Raw genomic sequence first — 17,292 nt, forward strand, 5'->3', positions numbered from 1 at the left:
AACAACATCAGAGCGGCAGCATGTCTTTCAGTCGAAGCAGCGCGATGCGTTCGACCTGATGGCAGGCGGTTTCGAACTCGATGCCGCGGCTGTTGCCGATCCGCGCCTCGAACTCCGCCAGGATTTCGTCCTTGGTCTTGCCCTTGACGGCGATGATGAAGGGGAAGCCGAAGGTGGTGACGTAGGCGGCGTTGAGTTTGGAGAACAGCTCGCGCTCCTTGTCGGTCAGCGCGTCGAGCCCGGCGGAAGCCTGTTCTTTGGCCGATTCCGGCGTCAGGCGCTTGGCCTTGGCCAGCTTGCCGGCAAGGTCGGGATGGGCGTTGAGCACCGAAAGCCGCTCGGCTTCGCTCGCCGCGCGGAAGACGCGGCAGAGCGCGTTGTGCAAGCCGCCGGCGCTGTCATGCGCCGGGCCGAGTTCCAATTCGTACGCACGCTCGGCGATCCACGGCGAATGCTCGAACACGCCGCCGAAGGCATGCGCGAACTCCTCGAACTCCATCCGCGACGGGCGTAGCGCCGGCGCCTCGTAAGGGTGTGTTTCGCGCCAATGCCTGGCGATGTCGATGCGCCGCGTCAGCCACACCCTGTCGTGCGATTTTACATAGTCGACGAAGCGCTTCAATGCCGCGACACGTCCGGGACGGCCGACCAGCCGGCAGTGCAGGCCGATATTCATCATGCGCGGCCTACCCGCCTTGCCCTCGGCATAGAGCGTGTCGAAGCTGTCCTTCAGATAGGCGAAGAACTGGTCGCCGGAATTGAAGCCCTGCGGCGTCGCAAAACGCATGTCGTTTGCATCGAGCGTGTAGGGAATAATGAGCTGCGGCTTATCCAGCCCATCGCGGTCGAACCAGTAGGGCAGTTCGTCGTCATAGGTGTCGGAGACGTAGTCGAAGCCGCCTTCCTCGGCGACGAGCCGCACCGTGTTGACCGAGGTGCGGCCCGTGTACCAGCCGGTCGGCCGGGCACCGGTCACCTCGTAGTGCAGCCGGATCGTCTCTTCGAGATCGCGCCGCTCGTCCTCGGCCGCATGGTCGCGATAGTCGATCCACTTCAGCCCGTGCGAGGCGATCTCCCAGCCGGCCTCCTGCATCGCCGCGACCTGGTCGGGTGAGCGCGCAAGCGCGGTGGCGACGCCGTAGCAGGTCACCGGCACGTCAGCCTCCGTGAACAGCCGGTAGAGCCGCCAGAAGCCGGCGCGGGCGCCGTATTCGTAGATCGATTCCATGTTCCAGTGGCGCTGGCCGACCCAGGGAGCCGCCCCGACGATCTCGGAAAGGAAGGCCTCCGAAGCCTTGTCGCCGTGCAGCACGCAATTCTCGCCGCCTTCTTCATAGTTGACGACGAACTGCACCGCGACATGCGCCCCGCCGGGCCATTTTGGGTCCGGTGGATTGGCCCCGTAACCGCGCATGTCCCTATCGTAACGCATCGCCGCTCCTGCCCGATTGTTGCGTTGAAGATATCGAAAGGAGTGCTGCCGCATTCCCCCGAAAATTTTTGAAAGTGCTTTTTGCCGCACTCCGCTCGACCCGGGCTTATGCATCGCCTTTAATTGGCGCACAATTGACTTGAAAACGTTGAACTGTACCGAGATGGGAGGCGGCCAGTGGCAGAAACGTCGAAAGCCGATGGCGGGCGCCTGACGACCCATGTGCTGGACACCGCGAGCGGCCGGCCGGCAAAGGGCCTGTCGATCGAGCTTTTCCGCATCGAGCGGCAGAGCCGCACGCATCTGAAGACCGTGACCACCAATGATGACGGCCGCTGCGACGCGCCGCTGCTGGCCGGCGCCGACTTCTGCACCGGCGAATATGAGCTGGTCTTCGCTGCCGGTGATTATCTGCGCGGCCAGGGCATCAATCTGCCGCAACCCGCCTTCCTCGACATCGTGCCGATCCGCTTCGGCATGGCGGAGCAGCGGCACTATCATGTTCCGCTCTTGATTTCGCCGTATGGCTACTCGACCTATCGGGGGAGCTGAGACATGGCAGAGACCCGCAACGAGATACGCTTTATCCTGAATGGCAGCGACGTGGCTCTGAGAGACGTCGCGCCCGATGCGACCTTGCTCGACTGGCTGCGGCTCAACCGTTCGCTGCGCGGCACCAAGGAAGGCTGCGCCGAGGGCGACTGCGGCGCCTGCACGGTGCTGGTCGGCAGGCTTTCCGTCGAAGGCCTCGTCTACGAAAGCGTCAATGCCTGCATCCGCTTCATGGGCTCGCTCGACGCCACCCATGTCGTCACCGTAGAGCATCTGCGCGGCGAGGCCGGCAAGCTGCATCCAGTGCAGCAGGCAATGGTCGATTTCCATGGCTCGCAATGCGGCTTCTGCACGCCGGGCTTCATCATGTCGCTCTACGGGCTCTGGATGAAGACGCCCGACCCGTCGAACGCCGCGATCGAGAAGGCGCTGCAGGGCAATCTCTGCCGCTGCACCGGCTACGAAGCGATCATGCGCGCCGCGCACGCCATTTCGAGCTACGGCAAGGCAGCTAAGGACCCGCTGGCGGTGGAGCGCAAGGGCATCACCGCGCGGCTGAAGGCAATGCGCGACGGCGCCAGGGTCGAAATCGGGCCGGACAAGGCACGGCTGATCGTGCCGGCCGATGTCGACGATTTCGCCGCCGTGCTCGAGAAGGAGCCGGGCGCAACCATCGTTGCCGGCTCGACCGATGTCGGCCTGTGGGTCACCAAGCATATGCGCGACATCTCGCCGGCGATCTTCATCGGCGGCCTCGACGGCCTGCGTGAGACGTCGCAGAAAGATGGCGTGATCACAATTGGCGCCGGCGTCACCTATACGGAGGCCTTCGACACCCTGTCGAAGCACGTACCGGCGTTGGGGCCGCTGTGTGACCGCATCGGCGGCGAGCAGGTGCGCAATATGGGCACGATCGGCGGCAACATCGCCAATGGCTCGCCGATCGGCGACATGCCGCCGCCGCTCATCGCGCTAGGCGCCCGGCTGACCCTGCGCAAAGGCAGTGCTCGCCGCACCATTCCGCTCGAAACCTTCTTCATTGCCTATGGCAAGCAGGATCGTCAGCCCGGCGAATTCGTCGAGGCGGTGCATGTTCCGGTGCCGGCTAGTGGGGAAAAGTTTGCCGTCTACAAGGTCACCAAGCGCCGCGACGAGGACATCACCGCGACGCTCGGCGCTTTCCATCTGACCCTGGCCAAGGACGGCACCGTGGCCGGCATCCGCATTGCCTATGGCGGCATGGCGGCAACGCCGAAGCGCGCTACGGCGGTTGAACAGGCACTGATCGGCAAGGTTTGGAGCGAAGCGACGGTGGAGGCAGCGATGGCCGAATACGTCAAGGATTTCACGCCGCTGACAGACATGCGGGCGACCGCCGAATACCGGGCGCTGGCGGCAAAGAACCTCCTGCTGCGCTTTTATGTCGAGACGACGGGAACGAAGGCGCCGTTCCAGGTGTCACGTGACGAGGCGGCCTGATGAACAAGCACGCCACTTCCAATCTCAAGGCCGAGAAGATCGTCGGCGGCGTCGCCACCGACCAGCGCCACGATTCCGCGCACAAGCATGTCAGCGGCACCGCCGTCTATATCGACGACATGCCCGAGCCGGCCGGCACGCTGCATGTTGGCCTCGGCCTGTCCAAGTTCGCGCATGGCACCCTGAAGAGCGTCGACCTGTCGGCTGTGCGCGCGGCGACGGGCGTCGTCGATGTGCTGACCTATGCCGACGTTCCCGGCGAGAACGATGTTTCGCCAAGCAACATGCATGACGATCCGGTGCTTGCCGAAGGCAAGGTGCAGTTTTATGGACAGCCGATCTTCGCCGTGGTTGCCGAGACGCGCGAAGAGGCGCGCCGCGCCGCCCGTTTGGCCAGGATCGAATATGACGAGCTTCCGGCGGTCATCGACATCTGGGACCTCGACCCGGCCAAGGACAAGCAGGTCACCACGCCGCTGATCCTGAAGCGCGGCGATGCCGCGGCGGCGATCGCGGCGGCTCCCCGCCGCATCAAGAACCGCATGTGGCTCGGCGGCCAGGACCATTTCTATCTCGAGGGCCAGGTCTCGCTCGCCATTCCCGGCGAGGACGACGAGGTCATCGTCTATTGCTCGACACAGGGGCCGAGCGAAACGCAGCATTTGGTCGCGCATGCACTCGGTGTGCCGAGCCATGCGGTGACCGTGGAAGTGCGCCGCATGGGTGGCGGCTTCGGCGGCAAGGAAACACAGGCCAATCAAAGCGCGGCGATCGCCGCGATTGCCGCCAAGAAGCTGAAGCGCGCGGTGAAGGTCAGGCTCGACCGCGACGAGGACATGACCGCCACCGGCAAGCGGCATGACTTCGCCATCGACTATGAGGTCGGTTTCGACGACGAGGGCAACATCCTCGGCGTCGACTTCACCTATGCGCTGCGCTGCGGCTTTTCCGCCGATCTGTCCGGCCCGGTCGGCGACCGCGCGCTGTTCCATTGCGACAACGCCTATTTCTATCCGGCGGTGCACGCAAAGTCGGTGCCGCTCTACACCAACACCGTCTCCAACACCGCCTTCCGCGGCTTCGGCGGGCCGCAGGGCATGGTCGGCGCCGAGCGCGTCATCGACGAGGTCGCCTTCGCCGTCGGCAAGGATCCACTCGAAATCCGCAAGCTGAACTTTTACGACCCGATGGAGGCGATCGGCGATCGCTGCTTCACGCCCTATCACCAGAGGGTTGAAGACAACATCATCCAGCGCATCGTGGCGGAGCTGGAGGAGAGCGCGAACTATGCGCGCCGCCGCCGCGAGATCAGCGCCTTCAACGCCAACAGCCGCTTCATCAAGCGCGGGCTGGCGCTAACGCCGGTGAAATTCGGCATTTCCTTCACCAAGACCGAGGCCAACCAGGCAGGCGCGCTGGTGCATGTCTATGCTGATGGTTCGGTGCATATGAACCATGGCGGCACCGAGATGGGCCAGGGCTTGCACCTCAAGGTCGCGCAGGTCGTCGCCGAGGAATTCCAGATCGATCTCGACCGCGTCAAGATCACCGCGACCACCACCGCCAAGGTGCCGAACACCTCGCCGACGGCCGCATCCTCGGGCGCCGACCTCAACGGCATGGCGGCGCAGGATGCCGCCCGCCAGATCCGCAAGCGGCTGACCGATTTCGCTGCGGAAAAGTACCAGGTGCCGCTCGACCAGATCGTCTTCCTGCCCAATCGCGTGCGTGTCGGCAATCAGGAAGTGGCGTTCAACGATCTGGTCAAGCAGGCCTATATCGCCCGCATCCAGCTCTCGGCGGCCGGCTTCTACAAGACGCCGAAGATCCATTGGAACCGCAGCAAGGGCCGCGGCCATGCCTTCTATTATTACGCCTATGGCGCGGCCTGCTCGGAGGTCTCGGTCGACACGCTGACCGGCGAATATGTCGTCGAGCGCACCGACATCCTGCACGACGCCGGCCGCTCGCTGAACCGGGCGATCGACCTCGGCCAGATCGAGGGCGGCTTCATCCAGGGCATGGGCTGGCTGACGACGGAGGAGCTCTGGTGGGACAATAGCGGCCGGCTGCGCACGCACGCGCCGTCGACCTACAAGATCCCGCTTGCCTCCGATCGTCCAAAAATCTTCAACGTCAAGCTGACCGATTGGTCGTCGGCTTATGAGCCGACCATCCACCGTTCCAAGGCGGTGGGCGAGCCGCCCTTGCCGCACGGCATGTCGGTGCTGCATGCGCTGTCGGATGCGGTTGCGAGCGTCGCCGACCACAAGATCTGCCCGCGCCTCGACGCGCCGGCGACACCGGAGCGGGTGCTGATGGCGATCGAGCGATTGAAGCGGGAAGCCGCAAAGCCGGCCTGAACAGGCCAAAACGTGCAAATCGGGATGCAAAACGCTATATTTCCCAAGTGGAAATGCAGATGATGAACTCGAAAGTGCAAGAGTTGAAGGAATTCCTCGGCCGGGCCGGCCGGGCCGCATTGGTCGAAGTGGCGGCGACGAAGGGTTCGACGCCGCGCGAGGCCGGCGCCTTCATGCTCGTGTCGGCATCGGCCATTTTCGGCACCATCGGCGGCGGCCAACTCGAATATATGGCGATCGACAAGGCGCGGCAGATGCTGCGACCCTTATCTCCTCACAAGGGAAAAGATAAGGAAGCCCGCATCGAGGTCGGCGAGGTCTGTGCCACGCTCGACGTGCCGCTCGGACCGGAGATCGGCCAGTGCTGTGGCGGTCGCGTGGAGTTGCTGATCCGCCTCGTCGACCAGCCAATCGAACAGGAACTGATCGCCAACGCTGAATCCGAGGAAGCGCACCTTCCGCATGTCTATCTCTTCGGCGGCGGCCATGTCGGACAGGCGCTGGCCGCGTCGCTGGCGCTGCTGCCGATCCACGTCATCGTCGTCGAGACGCGAGCGGATGCGCTGGAAGGCATGCCGGAAAAGGTCGAGACGCGGCTGACGCCGATGCCCGAAGCCGTGCTGCGCGAGGCGCCGGCGGGATCGGCCTTCGCCATCCTCACCCACGACCATGCGCTGGATTTCCTGATCGTCGCCGAGGCGCTGAAGCGTGACGATGCCGCCTATGTCGGCATGATCGGCTCGAAGACCAAGAAGGCGACCTTCAGGAACTGGTTCCTGAAATCCGCCGAGGGCAGCCAAGCGCAGTTCGGCCGGCTCGTCTCGCCGATCGGCGGCAATGCGGTGAAGGACAAGCGCCCACAGGTGATCGCAGCCCTCGCCGCCGCCGAGATCATGACCGCGCTGGTGTCGCACGCCGTCCGGCCGACAGCTTCGGCTACGCCCGAAAAGGCGATGGCCGGCTAACTTAGCCGGCCATGCAAGAGTACCCGCTTGGCTATTCCTTTTCCTGCGTGTGCGCTTCGAGGAACCACAAGAGCTTGTCCAGCGAGCGCGAATAGGCGGTAAAAATATCGGCGGTGTCGCGATCGCCGGCGTCGTCAGCCTCGTCGATCGCGTCGCGCGTCAGCTTGGCGGCCGCGGCATAGCGGTCGATCAGCGCCGCCAGATGATCCTTGGTCTTGTGGATGTCGGTCGGATAAGGCTTCAGCCTGGTCGCCTTCGCCACGTCCTGCGACGTGCCGTGCGCGGTGCCGCCAAGCTGGACGGCCCGTTCGGCGACGATGTCGACATGGCCGTCGATCTCCTCGCGGAATTCGTCCAGCATTTCATGGATGGCGATGAACTGCGGGCCTTTGACGTTCCAATGCGCCTGCTTGGTGATCAGCGCCAGGTCGATGGCGTCGGCAAGCCTGGCGTTGAGAAGATCGATCGATTCCTTCTTGGCATCGGATTTGAGGTCGTTCTTGGTGACGATGGCGTCCATGGTCGGCTCCTGTCGCGCTGCGTCGATTGGCTGAGGAGGCGGCCTGAGCGACCGCCAACCGTCAAAACGGCGATGAGCCAAGTTTCGTTCCGAGCCGGATCGAAGAGCACCAGCCCCGCCGCAGGTGTGAGCGGCGCTCACGGCTGATTGTCGCTTTCTTCGTTTCCCAAACCGCTCCGGAACGTGTTTGTTGCGCGCCTGGTCAACGAGGCAAGCAACATGGATGTTTTGCGGATAGCGGCCTTTTCGGATGGCAACACCGGCGGCAACCCGGCCGGCGTGGTGCTTGGCGATGTTCTCCCCGATGCCGCCGACATGCAGCGCGTCGCGGCCGAAGTCGGCTTTTCGGAAACCGCCTTCGCCGCGCCCGCCGGCGATGGCTGGCGCGTCCGCTATTTCTCACCGGAATCGGAAGTTCCGTTCTGCGGCCACGCCACCATTGCGCTGGGTGCGGCGCTGGTCAGAAAGTTCGGCGACGGGATTTTCAAGCTGACCCTCAATCAGGCCGACATCACTGTCGAAGGTTTTCGCGATGGCGCCAATTTCGCCGCCGCGCTGCAATCGCCACCGACGCGCAGCCGGCAAGCTTCGTCGGAACTGGCCGGTGAGGCGCTGGCCCTGTTTGGCTATCAGCCAAGCCATCTCGATCCGGCTATCCCGCCGGCGCTCATCCATGGCGGCGCCGATCACCTCGTGCTGGCGCTGAAGTCACGCGAAGCGTTGGCCGCCATGGCCTATGACCTGAAGCAGGGTCAGGCCTTCATGCGGCGCGAAGGCCTGGTCACGATCCTGCTGGCCTATGCCGACACGCCGCGCCTCTTCCATACCCGCAATCCCTTCGCTTCCGGCGGCGTCTACGAGGATCCGGCGACGGGAGCGGCGACGGCGGCCTTTGCCGGCTATCTGCGCGATCTCGGCTGGCCGCATGGCGGCGCGATCGACATCGTCCAGGGCGAGGATATGGGCATGCGTTCGCGCCTCCATGCCGACATTCCGCCAGCGCCCGGCAGCTCGATCAGAGTATCTGGCGCCGCCCGGCTGATGGATGAAGGCTGAGCACTTTACCCAGGCCGCTTGAGGCCGAGGTGATCGCGCAGCGTGCGGCCTTCATACTCCTTGCGAAACAACCCGCGCCGCTGCAGCTCCGGCACGACCAGCCTCGCAAAGGCATCGAGCTCGCCCGGGAACCAGGATGGCATGACGTTGAAACCGTCGGCAGCGCCGTCTTCGAAACGCGCCTGCAATTCGTCGGCAATTTGCTCGGCCGTGCCGACAACCCGCCAGTGGCCGCGTGCGCCGGCAAAATAACGCGCAAGCTCACGGATCGAGAGCCCGTCGCGGCGCGCCTGCTCGATGACCAGCGCCTGCCGGCTTTTCATACCTTCGCTCTCCGGCAGTTCCGGCAACGGCCCGTCGATCGGATAGCGCCCAAGATCGGAGATGCTGAGATAGCTGGAGAGCAGCGCCACGCCGACGTCATCGGGGATCAATTCCTGCAGCGCATCGTATTTTGCCTGCGCTTCGGCTTTTGAGGCGGCTACGATCGGCGCCACGCCGGGCATGATCTTCACATCGTCCGGTTGGCGGCCATAGGCGGCCAAGCGGCTCTTCAGGTCGTCATAGAAAGCCTTTGCTTCCTCGAAAGTCTGTGCCGCCGAAAACACGACATCGGCGGTTCGCGCGGCGAGATCCTTGCCGTCGTCGGAGGCGCCGGCCTGCACCATCACCGGCGCGCCCTGCGGCGAAGGCGGGATATCGAGCGGATCGCGCACCAAAAAGCTCTCGCCGTCATGGCCGGCAGCGCGCCGGTTCCACAGGCCGGTGATCACCGTGGCGAACTCGCGCGCCCGAGCATAACGATCGGCATGCGCTCTTAGCCCCGTCGCGCCGAAATTCGCCGCTTCGATGGGGCTTGCCGAAGTCACCAGGTTCCAGCCGGCGCGCCCGCCGCTCAGATTGTCGAGCGAGGCGAACATGCGGGCCAGCCCATAGGGTTCGTTGTAGCTCGTCGATGCCGTCGAAACGAGGCCGATGCGCCCGGTCTGGGCGGCAAGCGCCGAAAGCAGGCTGATCGGCTCGAAGCCGATCGAGCGGGAAGTCTGGCTGGCGATGTTGATATTGGCCTCGCGCAGGCCGGCGGCGTCCTCGCAGAACACCATGTCGAACTTCGCCGCTTCGGCTGTACGGGCTAACTGGATGTAATGCTCGATATCGATGCCGGCCGTCACATATGCGTCCGGATGGCGCCAGGCGGCGATGTGGTGGCCGGTCGCCCACAGGAACAAGCCGAGCTTCATCTGGCGCGCGCTCATCTCTCGCCTCCCGCGCCGAGTCCGAGATGGTCGCGCAGCGTTGCCCCGGCATGAGCGGAGCGGGCGGGGTTGTGGCGACGAAGGTTCGGCAGGATGCGATCGGTGAAGTCGTCGAGTGCCGAAAGATCGGCCGGCAAAGCAAAGTTGAGGCCGTCGCAGCCTTGCGCTGTAAGCAAGTGGTCCAGCCTGTCGGTGCCGATCTCGGGCCCCGCCTGGAGGGTCGCCAATGTCTTGAGCGCGTTCGGCCCGCGTCCGGCGGTGGCCGCCCGGCGTTTCAGGTCGTCGCAAGCGGCCTTCGCGTTTGCCAGTGATACGGCGTCAAGCAGCGCGATGTCGGCGAAGCGGGCCGCAAAATCGAATTCCGCTTCCACCAGTCCGGACATGACCAGCACCGGCGTATCCTGCGGCGAGCGGGCGATGTTCAGCGGCCCGCGCACCGAGAAGAATTCGCTCTTGTGGTCGAGGAAATGCATCTTGTCGGGATCGTGGAACCGGCCGCCCGCCTTGTCGAACAGCAAGGCGTCCGTGTCCCAGCTTCGCCATAGCCCCTGGACGATGCCGATATATTCTGCCGCGCGGCGGCGAAAATCTTCGTCGGAAAAACCTTCCGAGCGGCTGAAATTCGCCGCCTCGCGCGGGTTCTGCGCCATCGTTGCATTCCAGCCGATACGGCCGTGGCTGATGATGTCGAGCGAAGCAAACCGCCGCGCCAGATTGTAGGGCTGGTGCGCGAGCGTCGAGGCGCTGGCGACGAGGCCGATCTTCTCCGTCACGGTCGCCAGCGCGGCAATGAGGGTGGTCGCTTCGAACGGGCTGGTCGACGGCGCGTCGGTGGAGTCGGAAATGATAACCATGTCGACGCCCGCCGCTTCCAGGTTCCGCACGAAGGCGCTGATCTGGCCGAAGTCCAGGATGTCTTGTCCGTCGTCGTCGGCGATGTCGAGCGAAATGGCGAGATGCATAGTGCGCCCTTCGGCTTCCTTTAAAATAGGGCAGTCGTCTGGCCACCAACCTAGGCCCGCCTTCGCGTAAGGCAACGGGACCAAGTGGGCCACCAGGCTGTCACATGCCGGCCAGCCGTCGCGTGCCTCGAGGTAGAGGTTTTGACGGCCCGGATGCTGCGTTGGCGGCCACATACTTCGGCGATTAGCCTGAACGTCCGTCGTGTCGTCATTCCATGGCGGAGCAAGGAGCGAAGTGACGCGGCGCAGACCATAGAATCCATTCCGTGACTTCAAAGCGTTGCGACGGTGCGGAATTCTGCTCCGCAGCACCCTACGATTAAAGTCACGGAATGGATCCTTGGGTCTGCGCTCCGCTTCGCGCCGCTCCGCCCGTGGATGACGACGTCACGGAGGCTTCGGCCAATCGCGACGCAACGCCACCGACCCCCTACTTGCCGGCCAAGATGTCCTTGATCAGCCGCTGGCAGCGCTCGGCCATGAAGTCGAGCAGCAGCCGCACTTTGGGATCCTGCAATTTCTTGTGCGGATAGACGGCGGCGAATTGCACCGGCGTCGGCGGTGTCCGGGGCAGGATCACTTTCAGCCGACGGTCGCGGATGAACGGCTCGACCTCGAAACGTGGCTTGTTGATGATGCCGCGCCCCGACAGTGCCCAGCCGGTCAGCACGTCGCCGTCATCGGTGTCGTAGGGGCCGTGCACCTCGAATTTCTGCGGGCCGTTCGGCGTCTGCAGCGTCCAGACATATTCGCGCGCGCCGGCATAGCGCAGCATCAGGCAATCGTGCTTCTTGCCGATCAGTTCCTGCGGCTCGGCCGGTTCGCCGCGGGCCTCGAGGTACTTCGGTGCTGCCACCAGGACCCGCTCGCATTCCATGAGGCCGCGCATCCTGAGGCTCGAATCCTCGATGATGCCGAGCCGGAAGGCGACGTCGATGCCTTCCTTCATGATATCGACATTGTGGTCGGAGAGCCTGAGCCGCACTTCGATATCCGGATACCGGTCGTGGAAATCCGGAATGCCGGAGGCAATCAGCCGCCGGCCGAGGCCAAGCGGCGCGGTTACCCTGATGGTGCCGCGCGGCTGGCCGGAAAGCGCGGCGACCGCGGCTTCCGCCTCAGTGATCGCGTCCAGGACCTGCTTGGCGCCGGTATAGAACACCGTGCCATGCTCGGTCGGCATCAACTGCCTTGTCGTGCGGTTGAACAGCCTGACCCCAAGATGCTTCTCCAGTTCCTTGATGCGGTTGGAGGCAACCGCCGGCGAAAGGCGCATGTCACGCCCTGCGGCCGACAGATTGCCGAGCTCGACGACGCGGACGAAGACGGCGATATTGTCGAGATAGGCCATTGGATTTCGTGGCTCTCAAACGGCTGCGTGAGATGAACCTATTATTTTCCATTTTTTTTTGAAAGTCATCGCGCACCTCGCCTCTTTCCGTTTGCGCTCCAGACCGTAAAGTCACCCAATCGGCAGGGACGATCTCAATGATGGATTTCGCGATTTTCTGGGACTGGCTGAGTTTCGCCGTCCGCTGGCTGCATGTCATTACCGGCATCGCCTGGATCGGCTCGTCCTTCTATTTCGTCGCCCTCGATCTCGGCTTGCGCCAGCGCCCCGGCCTGCCCGCCGGCGCCTTCGGCGAGGAATGGCAGGTGCATGGCGGTGGTTTCTACCACATCCAGAAGTATCTGGTGGCGCCGGCCGAGATGCCGGAGCACCTCACCTGGTTCAAATGGGAATCCTATGCCACCTGGCTGTCGGGCTTCGCCATGCTGTGCGTGGTCTATTATGCCGGCGCCGATCTCTTCCTGATCGATCCCAACGTGCTCAACATCTCGGTGCCGGTCGGTATCCTGCTGTCGATGGCCACCATCGGCATCGGCTGGATCGTCTACGATCTGCTGTGTCGCTCGCCGCTGGGCAAAAGCGACACCGGGCTGATGCTGGTGCTCTACTGCGTGCTGGTGTTCATCGCCTGGGGGCTGACCCATCTCTTCACCGGCCGCGCCGCCTTCCTGCATCTCGGCGCCATCACCGCCACGATCATGTCGGCTAATGTCTTCATGGTCATCATCCCCAACCAGAAGATCGTCGTCGCCGACCTGATCGCCGGCCGCAAGCCGGACCCGAAATACGGCAAGATCGCCAAGCAGCGGTCGCTGCATAACAACTACCTGACCTTGCCGGTCCTGTTCCTGATGCTGTCGAACCACTATCCGCTGGCCTTCGGCACGCAGTTCAACTGGGTCATCGCCTCGCTGGTCTTTATCATCGGCGTCTTGATCAGGCACTATTTCAACACGGTGCATGCGCGCAAAGGCAACCCGACCTGGACCTGGCTGGGTGCTGCCGTGCTGTTCATGATCATCATCTGGCTGTCGACCGTGCCGAGGGTGCTGACCGGCGAGCCGAAGATCTCAGCCGCATCCGCCGCCGCGCAGGTCTATATCGCTTCGGCGCATTTCCCGGCCGTGCGCGACACCGTGCTCGGCCGCTGCTCCATGTGCCATACGCAAGAGCCGGCCTATGAGGGCATCTACCACGCGCCGAAGGGCGTGCTGCTCGATACCGATGAGCGCATCGCCGAGCATGCCCGCGAGATCTATATCCAGGCCGGCCGGGCGCATGCCATGCCGCCCGCCAATATCACCCAGATCACCGACCAGGAACGCGCCCTTCTGGTCGCCTGGTTCGAAGGCGCCGGAAAATAAGCATGACATTGAAACTTCTGCGTGGCCGCACGCTGTCTTTCCTGCGCTGGCCCGAAACCATCGACGACCATTCCGCCTGGCGCTTCGAGGAGGATGGCGGGCTATTGATCGACGATGGCAAGATCATTGCCGCCGGTTCCTATGTGGATGTCTCGAAGAAGGGGGGCGCGGGCGTCGAGACGATCGACCATCGCCCGCATCTTATCCTGCCGGGCTTCATCGACGCGCATGCGCATTTTCCGCAGATGCAGATCATCGCCTCTTACGGTGCCGAACTGCTCGACTGGCTGAACAGATACACCTTTCCGGAAGAAAAGAAATTCCAGAACGCGCAGCACAGCCGCCGCATCGCCAGGCTGTTCCTCGATGAGATGCTGCGCCACGGCACGACGACAGTCGCCGCCTATTGCTCGGTGCACAAGTCTTCCGCCGAAGCCTTCTTCGCCGAGTCGCATGAGCGTAACATGCTCAACATCGCCGGCAAGGTGATGATGGACCGCAACGCGCCGGACGGCGTGCTCGACACGCCGCAGACCGGCTATGACGACAGCAAGGCGTTGATCGCGGAATGGCACGGCAAGGGCCGCCAGCTCTACGCCATCACCCCGCGCTTCGCCATCACCTCCTCGCCCGAGCAGATGGAGATGGCCGGCGCGCTCTGCCGCGAGCATCCCGATCTGCACATGCAGACGCATCTGTCGGAGAACCACGCCGAGATCGCCTTCACCGAGGAACTCTATCCCTGGTCGCGCGACTACACGGACGTTTATGAGCACTACCGCCTGCTCGGCAAAAAGAGCCTGTTCGGCCACTGCATCCATTTGTCGGAACGCGAGGCGGACGCACTGTCGCAGTCGGGTTCGGTCGCGGTGTTCTGCCCGACCTCGAATCTTTTCCTCGGCTCAGGCCTGTTCGACTACCAGCGTTATCGCCGGCGCGAAAAGCCGTTGCGCATTGCGGCCGCTACCGATGTCGGCGGCGGCACCAATTATTCGATGCTGCGCACCATGGACGAGGGCTACAAGGTGATCGCGCTGAACGGCGAGAAGCTGAACCCGTTCCAGTCCTTCTGGCAGCTGACACGCGGCAATGCCGAGGCGCTGTCGGTGGCCGGCAAGGTCGGCACGCTGGAGGAGGGCACCGATGCCGACATCGTCGTGCTCGACGCCCAGGCGACGCCGGGAATGCGGCTCAGGATGGAGACGGTGGAGACGCTGGCCGAGGAACTGTTCCTGCTGCAGACGCTGGGCGATGATCGTGCCGTGCGCGAAGTCTATGTGGCGGGCCGGCCGGCGAAGAGCGCGATAGTTGCGTGAGCTTTGATGGGCTCTTCACTTGACCCGGCGTCAGTCATCGGCCAAATCGTGCCTCAACGCTGACAGGGGAACGCCATGGCTGCCGCCGACGACATCGCTCTGATCAAGAAACAGGAAGCCGAGTTGGTCTTCCCGGCCTTCGACGAAGCCGTCGCCTTCAAGATCGGTTCCGCCATCAGGGACCGCGCGCTTAAGGAAAACCTGCCTGTTATCGTCGATATCAGGACCTTCGACCGGCCGCTGTTCTATGCCGCGATGCCGGGCTCCAACGCTTCCAATCCGGACTGGGCACGGCGCAAGATCAATGTCGTGAGGCGCTATCTGAGAAGCACCTATCGGCTGGTGCTGGAGCAGCAGCGCCCTGACCGCACCTTCAAGGTTGGCGAGGCGCTGGACATTGCCGACTATGTGCTGGCCGGCGGCGGCTTCCCCGTCACCGTCAAGGGCGCCGGCGTCGTCGGCGTCATCGCTGTCTCCGGTCTGCCGGAGCGCGACGACCATGGCGTCGTCGTCGATGCGCTTTGCGCCCATCTTGGCATCGATGCGAGCGGGCTCGCGCTGCCACCGGAAGAAAAATGACCGACCCGAGAAGCTTCCTCGTTTCGATCTTCAACGCCGCCGTCGCCGCAGCCGATCCGGAAAAGACGATCCGCGATCATTTGCCGGCAAAGCCGAAGGGCCGCACCATCGTCATCGGCGCGGGCAAGGGCTCGGCACAGATGGCGGCCGCGTTCGAGAAGGCCTGGAAGGGGCCGATCGACGGCCTGGTCGTCACCCGCTACGGCTATGGTGCCAGATGCGAGCGTATCGAGATCATCGAGGCGGCGCACCCGGTGCCGGACGCCGCCGGCCTCGAGGCATCGCGCCGCTTGCTGGAGAAGGTGCAAGGTCTGACATCGGACGATCTGGTGGTGGCGCTGATATCGGGCGGCGGCTCGGCTTTGCTGCCGTCGCCTGCTCCCGGCCTGACTCTAGCCGACGAGATCGCCGTCAACGAGGCGCTGCTCGCCTCCGGCGCGCCGATCGCGGCGATGAACACCATCCGCAAGCATGTCTCGACCATAAAGGGCGGCCGCCTTGCCGCCGCGGCGCATCCGGCGCGGGTGGTGTCGCTGGTCGTTTCCGACATTCCTGGCGACAATCCGGCGCTGGTCGCATCGGGGCCGACCGTCCCCGACATCGGCAGTCGCGAGGAGGCGCTGGCCTCGATCGCTGCCTATGGGATGAAGCTCCCGGCCTCGGTCATGGCGCACATCCAGTCGCCGGCCGCTGACGCGCCCCGTCCCGACGATCCGCGTTTCGCCGGCAATGAGGTGCACCTGACCGCCTCGGCGGGCGTGTCGCTCGAAGCCGCCGCCGCCGAAGCAAAGCGGCAAGGCATCGAGGCCGTCATCCTGTCGGATGCGATCGAGGGCGAAGCGCGCGAGGTCGGCGGCGTCCACGCCGCGATCGCCCGAGAAGTGGCGACGCGCAACCGACCCTTTACCAAGCCGGTGCTGATCCTGTCCGGCGGCGAGACCACCGTGACATTGCGCGCCAAGGGCAAGGGCGGCCGCAACTCGGAATTCCTGCTCGCCTTCGCCATCGGCATCGACGGCATCGACGGCATTCATGCTTTGGCCGCCGACACCGACGGCATCGACGGTTCCGAAAATAATGCCGGCGCTTTCGCCGACGACTCGACGGTGCCGCGGATGCGCGCGGCCGGCGTCGACGCCAAGGCGATGCTCGCCGGCAACAACGCCTGGACGGCCTTCAACGCCGTCGGCGATCTCTTCGTGCCGGGGCCGACCGGAACGAACGTGAATGATCTGAGGGCAATTCTGATCAGGTAGAGCGGAGCCCCACGGAAGTCGTCATTCTAGGATGACGACCTGATGGGCGTTTCGGCTAATCTCCAAGGCCGCGCGACCTCCATACAGGAGGATCCGTCAAACCCTTCCTTGGGCGCGCAGAACAACGGTCACGCCCCCATCAACTCCCTCACCGTCCGCATATCCTTTAAAAACCGCTCGCGCTCGGCCTCCTTGTCCTCCTGCTCGCGGATGCGCAGGATAAGCGAGGGGTGGATGGTGATGAAGATGCGCAAGCCGTCATCGCGCTCGATCACCTCGCCGCGCCTCTTCAACACCGGTATCGCCTTGCCAAGCAGGGACTGCGCCGCCGTCGCGCCAAGCGCCACGGCAAGACGGGGCCCGATCCGGCCGATCTCCTTGTCCAGCCACCAGCGGCAGGCCTGCACCTCGCCGGCGTTGGGCTTGGAATGGATGCGCCGCTTGCCGCGCGGCTCGAATTTGAAATGCTTCACCGCGTTCGTGACATAGACCTTCCGGCGGTCGACGTCGGCATCCTCCAATGTGGCGTCGAGCATTCTTCCCGCCGGCCCGACGAAGGGTTTGCCGGCGAGGTCCTCCCGGTCGCCCGGCTGTTCGCCGACGAAGATCACCTCGGCGTCTTCCGGCCCTTCGCCGAAAACCGTCTGCGTCGCATTGCGCCACAGCGGGCAGCGGCGGCAGGCCGCCGCCTCATCGCGCAACTCGGCGATCGGCACTGCGTCGTCCGGGGGCGGTTCGGCGCGTGCCGCCCGAGCGCGCCTGCCGGGCATCTTCACCTCATGGGGAGCCGTGCCAGCCATCGTCCATCCTCGTCCGCTTCGATTCTTGAATGGACGAGATC

General features: G+C 64.3%; 15 protein-coding genes. 9 read left to right on the plus strand and 6 right to left on the minus strand.

Annotation, left to right across the window (positions count from 1 at the left end; genetic code table 11):
• Positions 1-7 precede the first annotated feature (7 nt).
• Positions 8-1,432 carry an allantoinase PuuE gene (puuE, locus tag RFM68_RS18325; RefSeq protein WP_320234412.1) on the minus strand — a complete coding sequence of 475 codons (1,425 nt, stop codon included), beginning with the start codon at positions 1,430-1,432 and terminating at the stop codon, positions 8-10.
• A gap of 177 nt (positions 1,433-1,609) precedes the next feature.
• Between puuE and uraH the strand changes: the two genes are divergently transcribed.
• The 4 genes from uraH (at position 1,610) to xdhC (ending at position 6,791) form a co-directional block, all read left to right on the plus strand.
• Positions 1,610-1,984, plus strand: a complete 375-nt coding sequence (uraH, locus tag RFM68_RS18330) for a hydroxyisourate hydrolase (protein WP_320234413.1) — start codon at positions 1,610-1,612, stop codon at positions 1,982-1,984.
• A gap of 3 nt (positions 1,985-1,987) precedes the next feature.
• Positions 1,988-3,463 (plus strand): xanthine dehydrogenase small subunit, encoded by a 1,476-nt coding sequence (xdhA, locus tag RFM68_RS18335; RefSeq protein ID WP_320234414.1) that lies wholly within the window; start codon positions 1,988-1,990, stop codon positions 3,461-3,463.
• The gene (gene xdhB, locus RFM68_RS18340; RefSeq protein WP_320234415.1) at positions 3,463-5,826 is read left to right on the plus strand and encodes a xanthine dehydrogenase molybdopterin binding subunit; all 2,364 of its coding nucleotides are present in this window, start codon (positions 3,463-3,465) and stop codon (positions 5,824-5,826) included. The genes xdhA and xdhB overlap by 1 nt, the downstream gene beginning before the upstream one ends.
• Positions 5,827-5,888: 62 nt before the next feature.
• On the plus strand, positions 5,889-6,791 hold the full coding sequence (gene xdhC, locus RFM68_RS18345) for a xanthine dehydrogenase accessory protein XdhC (protein ID WP_320234567.1): 903 nt from the start codon (positions 5,889-5,891) through the stop codon (positions 6,789-6,791).
• A gap of 31 nt (positions 6,792-6,822) precedes the next feature.
• Here the strand turns inward: xdhC and dps are convergent, their stop codons facing one another.
• On the minus strand, positions 6,823-7,311 hold the full coding sequence (gene dps / locus RFM68_RS18350) for a DNA starvation/stationary phase protection protein Dps (RefSeq protein ID WP_320234416.1): 489 nt from the start codon (positions 7,309-7,311) through the stop codon (positions 6,823-6,825).
• A 219-nt stretch (positions 7,312-7,530) separates the two neighbouring features.
• Between dps and RFM68_RS18355 the strand changes: the two genes are divergently transcribed.
• The gene (locus RFM68_RS18355; protein ID WP_320234417.1) at positions 7,531-8,367 is read left to right on the plus strand and encodes a PhzF family phenazine biosynthesis protein; all 837 of its coding nucleotides are present in this window, start codon (positions 7,531-7,533) and stop codon (positions 8,365-8,367) included.
• Between the two features lie 5 nt (positions 8,368-8,372).
• Here the strand turns inward: RFM68_RS18355 and RFM68_RS18360 are convergent, their stop codons facing one another.
• The 3 genes from RFM68_RS18360 to RFM68_RS18370 form a co-directional block, all read right to left on the minus strand.
• A complete protein-coding gene (locus RFM68_RS18360) occupies positions 8,373-9,623 on the minus strand; it encodes an LLM class flavin-dependent oxidoreductase (RefSeq protein WP_320234418.1) in 1,251 nt (416 codons plus the stop codon).
• Positions 9,620-10,585 (minus strand): LLM class flavin-dependent oxidoreductase, encoded by a 966-nt coding sequence (locus RFM68_RS18365; protein WP_320234419.1) that lies wholly within the window; start codon positions 10,583-10,585, stop codon positions 9,620-9,622. The genes RFM68_RS18360 and RFM68_RS18365 overlap by 4 nt, the downstream gene beginning before the upstream one ends.
• 430 nt (positions 10,586-11,015) lie before the next feature.
• Complete coding sequence (locus tag RFM68_RS18370; protein WP_320234420.1) at positions 11,016-11,936, minus strand: LysR family transcriptional regulator; 921 nt, start codon at positions 11,934-11,936, stop codon at positions 11,016-11,018.
• A gap of 137 nt (positions 11,937-12,073) precedes the next feature.
• Here RFM68_RS18370 and RFM68_RS18375 point away from each other — a divergent pair, with 137 nt between their 5' ends.
• The 4 genes from RFM68_RS18375 (at position 12,074) to RFM68_RS18390 (ending at position 16,451) form a co-directional block, all read left to right on the plus strand.
• Positions 12,074-13,300, plus strand: a complete 1,227-nt coding sequence (locus RFM68_RS18375) for a urate hydroxylase PuuD (protein ID WP_320234421.1) — start codon at positions 12,074-12,076, stop codon at positions 13,298-13,300.
• A 2-nt stretch (positions 13,301-13,302) separates the two neighbouring features.
• Positions 13,303-14,616, plus strand: coding sequence for a guanine deaminase (guaD, locus tag RFM68_RS18380; RefSeq protein ID WP_320234422.1), 1,314 nt, complete (start codon positions 13,303-13,305; stop codon positions 14,614-14,616).
• Between the two features lie 75 nt (positions 14,617-14,691).
• The gene (locus tag RFM68_RS18385) at positions 14,692-15,195 is read left to right on the plus strand and encodes a heme-degrading domain-containing protein (protein WP_320234423.1); all 504 of its coding nucleotides are present in this window, start codon (positions 14,692-14,694) and stop codon (positions 15,193-15,195) included.
• Positions 15,192-16,451 (plus strand): glycerate kinase type-2 family protein, encoded by a 1,260-nt coding sequence (locus RFM68_RS18390; protein WP_320234424.1) that lies wholly within the window; start codon positions 15,192-15,194, stop codon positions 16,449-16,451. The genes RFM68_RS18385 and RFM68_RS18390 overlap by 4 nt, the downstream gene beginning before the upstream one ends.
• Before the next feature lie 128 nt (positions 16,452-16,579).
• On the opposite strand, the gene RFM68_RS18395 is transcribed toward RFM68_RS18390, so the two are convergent.
• Positions 16,580-17,251, minus strand: coding sequence for a UdgX family uracil-DNA binding protein (locus RFM68_RS18395; protein WP_320234425.1), 672 nt, complete (start codon positions 17,249-17,251; stop codon positions 16,580-16,582).
• Between the last annotated feature and the right edge of the window lie 41 nt (positions 17,252-17,292).

The sequence above is a fragment of the Mesorhizobium montanum genome (genome assembly GCF_033977145.1).
GTDB lineage: Bacteria > Pseudomonadota > Alphaproteobacteria > Rhizobiales > Rhizobiaceae > Mesorhizobium > Mesorhizobium montanum.

Excerpts from the sequence above, each read along its gene's own strand:
- RFM68_RS18370 (WP_320234420.1), bottom strand. The coding sequence starts at position 11,936 with ATGGCCTATCTCGACAATATCGCCGTCTTCGTCCGCGTCGTCGAGCTC.
- dps (WP_320234416.1), bottom strand. The coding sequence starts at position 7,311 with ATGGACGCCATCGTCACCAAGAACGACCTCAAATCCGATGCCAAGAAG.
- RFM68_RS18375 (WP_320234421.1), top strand. The coding sequence starts at position 12,074 with ATGATGGATTTCGCGATTTTCTGGGACTGGCTGAGTTTCGCCGTCCGC.
- RFM68_RS18390 (WP_320234424.1), top strand. The coding sequence starts at position 15,192 with ATGACCGACCCGAGAAGCTTCCTCGTTTCGATCTTCAACGCCGCCGTC.
- puuE (WP_320234412.1), bottom strand. The coding sequence starts at position 1,432 with ATGCGTTACGATAGGGACATGCGCGGTTACGGGGCCAATCCACCGGAC.
- xdhB (WP_320234415.1), top strand. The coding sequence starts at position 3,463 with ATGAACAAGCACGCCACTTCCAATCTCAAGGCCGAGAAGATCGTCGGC.
- RFM68_RS18365 (WP_320234419.1), bottom strand. The coding sequence starts at position 10,585 with ATGCATCTCGCCATTTCGCTCGACATCGCCGACGACGACGGACAAGAC.
- xdhC (WP_320234567.1), top strand. The coding sequence starts at position 5,889 with ATGAACTCGAAAGTGCAAGAGTTGAAGGAATTCCTCGGCCGGGCCGGC.
- RFM68_RS18355 (WP_320234417.1), top strand. The coding sequence starts at position 7,531 with ATGGATGTTTTGCGGATAGCGGCCTTTTCGGATGGCAACACCGGCGGC.
- RFM68_RS18395 (WP_320234425.1), bottom strand. The coding sequence starts at position 17,251 with ATGGCTGGCACGGCTCCCCATGAGGTGAAGATGCCCGGCAGGCGCGCT.
- xdhA (WP_320234414.1), top strand. The coding sequence starts at position 1,988 with ATGGCAGAGACCCGCAACGAGATACGCTTTATCCTGAATGGCAGCGAC.
- RFM68_RS18360 (WP_320234418.1), bottom strand. The coding sequence starts at position 9,623 with ATGAGCGCGCGCCAGATGAAGCTCGGCTTGTTCCTGTGGGCGACCGGC.
- RFM68_RS18385 (WP_320234423.1), top strand. The coding sequence starts at position 14,692 with ATGGCTGCCGCCGACGACATCGCTCTGATCAAGAAACAGGAAGCCGAG.
- guaD (WP_320234422.1), top strand. The coding sequence starts at position 13,303 with ATGACATTGAAACTTCTGCGTGGCCGCACGCTGTCTTTCCTGCGCTGG.